Below are 5,095 nucleotides of genomic sequence, written 5' to 3'. Positions count from 1 at the left end.
CATTTATAGTTTAAGCCTTTACATTATAAAATCCATAAAAAAATAAAGTGAGACTTTATGGAAATTTGGAACAACATCTACAACCACTTTAACCCAGTCGCCTTTAGCATCTTTGGCTTTAGCGTGCACTGGTACGGGCTCATGTATATCTTTGCCCTTGTTTCGGCACTTGTCACAGCAAAATACCTAGTCAAAAAAGACAAAATTCCTATCTCAGACCAACTTTTGGATAACTACTTTTTTTGGGTCGAGATCGGCGTTATTTTGGGCGCTAGACTTGGCTGGGTCGTGCTTTACTCTGGCGAGGCAGGATACTATCTAACCCAGCCTTGGCAAATTTTCAACCCTTTTCACAACGGAGAATTTATAGGAATTCGCGGCATGAGCTACCACGGAGCGGTGGTTGGATTTTTACTAGCGACCTTTTTCTTTTGCAAAAGATATAAGCAAAATTTATGGCAGCTGCTCGATCTCTGCGCTGTTTGCATACCTTTTGGCTACACCTTTGGCAGGATAGGAAATTTCTTAAATCAAGAGCTTTTTGGACGCGTCACAGATGTGCCTTGGGCGATAAATGTCTTTGGACAGCCAAGGCACCCAAGCCAGCTTTACGAGGCATTTTTGGAAGGCTTGGTCGTTTTTGTCATCTTGTTTTTATACCGCAAATTTAAGAAATTTAATGGTGAACTCATAGCACTTTACGCCATTTTATACACATTTGCAAGATTTATTTGCGAATTTTTTAGAGAACCTGACTCTGGACTTGGATTTATCGCCCTTGGACTCTCTATGGGACAAATTTTATCACTCATAATGTGCTTCTTTGGAATAATCGTTTATATCATGCTTCGAAAACGTGTTGCGAAAATTTAATGTAAATGTTTAAAAAATATTAAAGTAAAATTCTGATAACATTAGCTTTATCAATTAATGCTAATGTTTAAATTAGTATTAAGAAATGATAACTTATTTCAAATTTCTTAGGAGGGCTCATGGCCGGGCTTATAGAGGGTTTTTTGGGGAAACGGTCGGACGGCAAAAAAAGCCGCACACCAGCCGCTTGGGATAGATGGCAGAGTATTACAGGTTTTGTTTTGGCCTGTTTCATATTGTGCCATATGGTTTTTACTTCTACTATACTACTTGGCAAAGACGCATTTAACGCTGTCGTAGGATTTGCAGAGGCAAAATTTTTATTTGGCGAAGCTACTTGGTGGATCACAAACGTCATCGCTGCTGTTATCTTCGTAGTTTTTGTCACTCACGCTTTCTTGGCTATGAGAAAATTTCCTGCAAATTTTAGACAATACCTAATGTTTAGAGGCCACAAAGACCGCATGAAACACTGTGACACTACACTTTGGTGGTTCCAGTTCTTAACAGGCTTTGCTCTATTTTTCGCTGCAAGTGCCCACATAATCGACATCATCTTTGGCGGACACATCACTGCTGACAAATCAGCCGCTGCGTTTCACAGACTAGAAATTTTCTACTTCGCTCTACTTGTTTTCATGGTTGTTCATGCTGGCATTGGTATGTACCGCTTATATGTTAAATGGGTAAGCATCGATGGCGTAAACAAACACGAAATGCTCGCAAAAAGAAACAAAGCAAAAACTGTTGTATTTGCTGTTTATGGAGCACTTGCTGTGATCGCTTTGATCGCCGATTTCGTGTGGATCAGCCACTAAAAAGGAGCTAGAAGATGAATGTAAAATATTATGACGCATTAGTAATTGGTGGCGGTCTAGCTGGTCTTAGAGCTGCTGTGGCTGCTGGAGAAAAGGGCTTAAGCACCGTAGTTTTGAGCCTCATCCCTGTAAAACGCTCTCACTCTGCTGCTGCACAAGGCGGCATGCAAGCAAGCCTTGGTAACTCTAAAATGAGTGAAGGCGATAACGAAGATGTACACTTTGCTGACACAGTAAAAGGTAGCGACTGGGGTTGTGATCAACAAGTTGCACGTATGTTTTGTCAAACTGCTCCAAAAGCTATCCGTGAGCTTGCAGCTTGGGGCGTGCCTTGGACTAGGATCACAAAAGGCGAAAGAAGCGCTATCATAAACGCTCAAAAGACAACTATCGTTGAAAAAGAAGAGGTTCACGGACTTATCCACTCACGTGACTTTGGTGGTACAAAAAAATGGAGAACCTGCTATACAGCTGATGCAACTGGTCACACCATGCTTTTTGCTGTTGCAAATGAAGCGCTTAAACATAATGTAGAAATTCACGACCGCAAAGAGGCGATCGCTTTGATACATCAAAATAATCGCTGTTACGGTGCGATCGTTCGTGACCTTGTAAATGGTGAGATCACAGCTTATGTTTCAAAAGGCACACTTATAGCAACTGGCGGATACGGCAGAGTTTATAAGCACACTACAAATGCCGTCGTTTGCGAGGGTATTGGCGCTGCGATCGCACTTGAGACTGGCGTAGCACAGCTTGGTAACATGGAAGCTGTTCAGTTCCACCCAACTCCGATCGTTCCATCAGGCATTCTTTTAACAGAAGGTTGCCGCGGTGATGGCGGAATTTTGCGTGATGTTGATGGATATCGCTTTATGCCTGATTATGAACCTGAGAAAAAAGAGCTAGCTAGCCGCGACGTCGTTAGTCGCCGTATCATGGAGCACATCCGTGCAGGCAAAGGCGTACCTAGCCCTTATGGCTATCACGTTTGGCTTGACATCTCTATTCTCGGACGTGAGCATATCGAGAAAAACCTACGTGACGTTCAAGAAATTTGCCAAATTTTTAATGGCATCGATCCAGCTGACACAGAGGTCGATGAAAATGGTATCGGCAAAGGCTGGGCACCGATCCTTCCTATGCAGCACTACTCAATGGGTGGCATCAAGACAAAACCAACTGGTGAGAGCCCAACACTAGCTGGTCTATTTAGCGCTGGCGAAGCTGCTTGCTGGGATATGCACGGCTTTAACCGCCTCGGTGGTAACTCAGTTTCTGAAACAGTCGTCGCTGGTATGATCGTTGGTGATTATTTCGCTGAGTATTGCTCAAAACATGAGATCGAGATAAACACAGCTGATATCGAGAAATTTGTTAAAAAACAAGAAGATTATCTAAATAGCCTCGTTACAAAAGAGGGTAAATTTAACGTCTTTGATATCAAAAACAAGATGAAAGAGGTAATGTGGGAGCACGTTGCGATATTTAGAACAGGCAAAGGTCTAGAGCTTGCTGTTAAAGAACTTGAAGCACTCTATAAAGAGTCACTTGATGTAAAAGTAAGCAACAAAGCACTATTTGGCAACCCAGAGCTTGAAGAGGCTTACCGTGTGCCAAAGATGCTAAAACTAGCACTTTGTATCGCAAAAGGTGCGCTTGATAGAACAGAGAGCCGTGGCGCTCACTGCCGTGAGGACTATCCAAAGAGAGATGACCTTAACTGGCTAAACAGAACGCTTACAAGCTGGAAAGAAGGCGACACTCTGCCAACTATCACTTATGAGCCACTTGATATCATGAAGATGGAGATGCCACCAGCATTTAGAGGCTATGGTGCAAAAGGCAATATCATCGAGCATCCAGACAGCGCTATCCGCCAAAAAGAGGTTGATGATATCCGTGAAAAAATGCAAAATGAAGGCAAAGGCAGATATGAGATCCAAGAAGCTCTAATGCACTATGACCTTCAACCAAAATACAAAGCACCAAATGAAAGAGCAGGTATAGGAAATGAGTAGAAAAATAACCATAAAAGCTTTTAAATACAATCCTTTAAGCAAAGTTTCAAAGCCTCATTTTGCGACTTATGAGCTTGAAGAGACTGATGGTATGACGCTATTTATCGCGTTAAATCAAATTCGTGAGAAATTTGATCCAGATCTTAGCTTTGACTTTGTTTGTCGTGCGGGAATTTGCGGTAGTTGTGGCATGCTAGTAAATGGCAAGCCAAGTCTAGCTTGCAGAACTCTAACAAAAGACTTTGAAAGCGGTGTCATAGAGCTTATGCCTTTGCCGGTCTTTAAACTGCTAAAAGATCTAAGCGTAGATACTGGCAACTGGATGAACGCTATGAGTAAGCGTGTCGAGAGCTGGATACATACGGATCACGAGACAGATATCTCTAAGCTTGAAGAGAAAGTTGAGCCAGAAGTCGCTCAAGAAGTTTTCGAGCTTGATCGCTGTATAGAGTGCGGAATTTGCGTCGCATCTTGTGGAACAGCTATCATGAGACCTGATTTCATCGGTGCTGTTGGTCTAAACAGGGTTGCTAGATTTAAGATAGATGCGCTTGATAAGAGAACTGACGAGGACTTTTACGAGCTAATCGGCGATGATGATGGCGTATTTGGTTGTATGACTTTGCTTGGTTGCGAAGACAACTGCCCAAAACACTTACCACTTCAAAGCCGCATAGCTTATATGCGCAGGAAAATGGCTGCAATAAAGTAGCAAAGGGGCTGTAAAAAGCCCCAAATTTATTTAAAAACTCTAAAAACAGACACCAAGACACATATACAAATATCTAGCGCTGCAAATAAGAAAAAGATAAATATTAAAAGCGGAAACGACAAGACTATACCCATTACATACCCAAGCGGTAAGGTAATGAAAAATAAAAGACCAAAGCCAGCACTAAAGCAAAAAAATATCGCAAATAACGAGGCGATCACATTATACAAAAGGGTTGATATTTTCAAAAAGAAAATCTGTCAAACTTGTATATTTCATGCGGTGATTATAGCTTTTAAGATTAAAAAATTGATGAAAATTTATCTAGCATTTTAGAAAAAATGGGCTATGAAACTGTAAGTCTTACGAACAAAGGGTTAAATGGCGACAGACTAGCTGAGCTAATGATAAAGTATAAAGTAGGTGTTCAAACAAGCCAGATATATGAAATTTGTAAGATTGATACTGATTTTTTTGAGGAAAATAATTTCTAGATATAAGAATAAGCAATCTTTTTGCTTTTATCACATAAATTTTTTACGCTGCCACCCAAATAAACCTAAAATTTACCAACTCAAAACACTTTTTAAACCAAATTTCACTCTTATAAACGCCGTCTAAATTTTAAGTGTTATAATTACGGCAAAATAACGATTTTAAGGAGAGTGTAT

At 40.9% G+C, this 5,095-nt stretch carries 5 protein-coding genes; all 5 read left to right on the top strand.

Features of this window, described 5'->3' with window-relative positions:
- Window positions 1-57: 57 nt before the first annotated feature.
- The 5 genes from lgt (at window position 58) to Q0296_RS01645 (ending at window position 4,918) form a co-directional block, all read left to right on the top strand.
- Window positions 58-873 (top strand): prolipoprotein diacylglyceryl transferase, encoded by an 816-nt coding sequence (gene lgt / locus Q0296_RS01665; protein ID WP_298035893.1) that lies wholly within the window; start codon window positions 58-60, stop codon window positions 871-873.
- Between the two features lie 119 nt (window positions 874-992).
- Complete coding sequence (locus Q0296_RS01660) at window positions 993-1,691, top strand: fumarate reductase cytochrome b subunit (RefSeq protein WP_298035892.1); 699 nt, start codon at window positions 993-995, stop codon at window positions 1,689-1,691.
- A 14-nt stretch (window positions 1,692-1,705) separates the two neighbouring features.
- Window positions 1,706-3,712 carry a fumarate reductase flavoprotein subunit gene (locus Q0296_RS01655; protein ID WP_298035890.1) on the top strand — a complete coding sequence of 669 codons (2,007 nt, stop codon included), beginning with the start codon at window positions 1,706-1,708 and terminating at the stop codon, window positions 3,710-3,712.
- Window positions 3,705-4,424, top strand: a complete 720-nt coding sequence (locus Q0296_RS01650; protein ID WP_004317555.1) for a fumarate reductase iron-sulfur subunit — start codon at window positions 3,705-3,707, stop codon at window positions 4,422-4,424. The genes Q0296_RS01655 and Q0296_RS01650 overlap by 8 nt, the downstream gene beginning before the upstream one ends.
- Window positions 4,425-4,765: 341 nt before the next feature.
- The gene (locus Q0296_RS01645; RefSeq protein ID WP_298035888.1) at window positions 4,766-4,918 is read left to right on the top strand and encodes a hypothetical protein; all 153 of its coding nucleotides are present in this window, start codon (window positions 4,766-4,768) and stop codon (window positions 4,916-4,918) included.
- The last annotated feature ends 177 nt before the right edge of the window (window positions 4,919-5,095 follow it).

It is taken from the genome of uncultured Campylobacter sp., assembly GCF_937890585.1.
Lineage (GTDB): Bacteria > Campylobacterota > Campylobacteria > Campylobacterales > Campylobacteraceae > Campylobacter_A.
The sequence above is the reverse complement of the archived record's forward strand: the minus strand, read 5'-3'. Positions and strand labels throughout refer to the sequence as shown.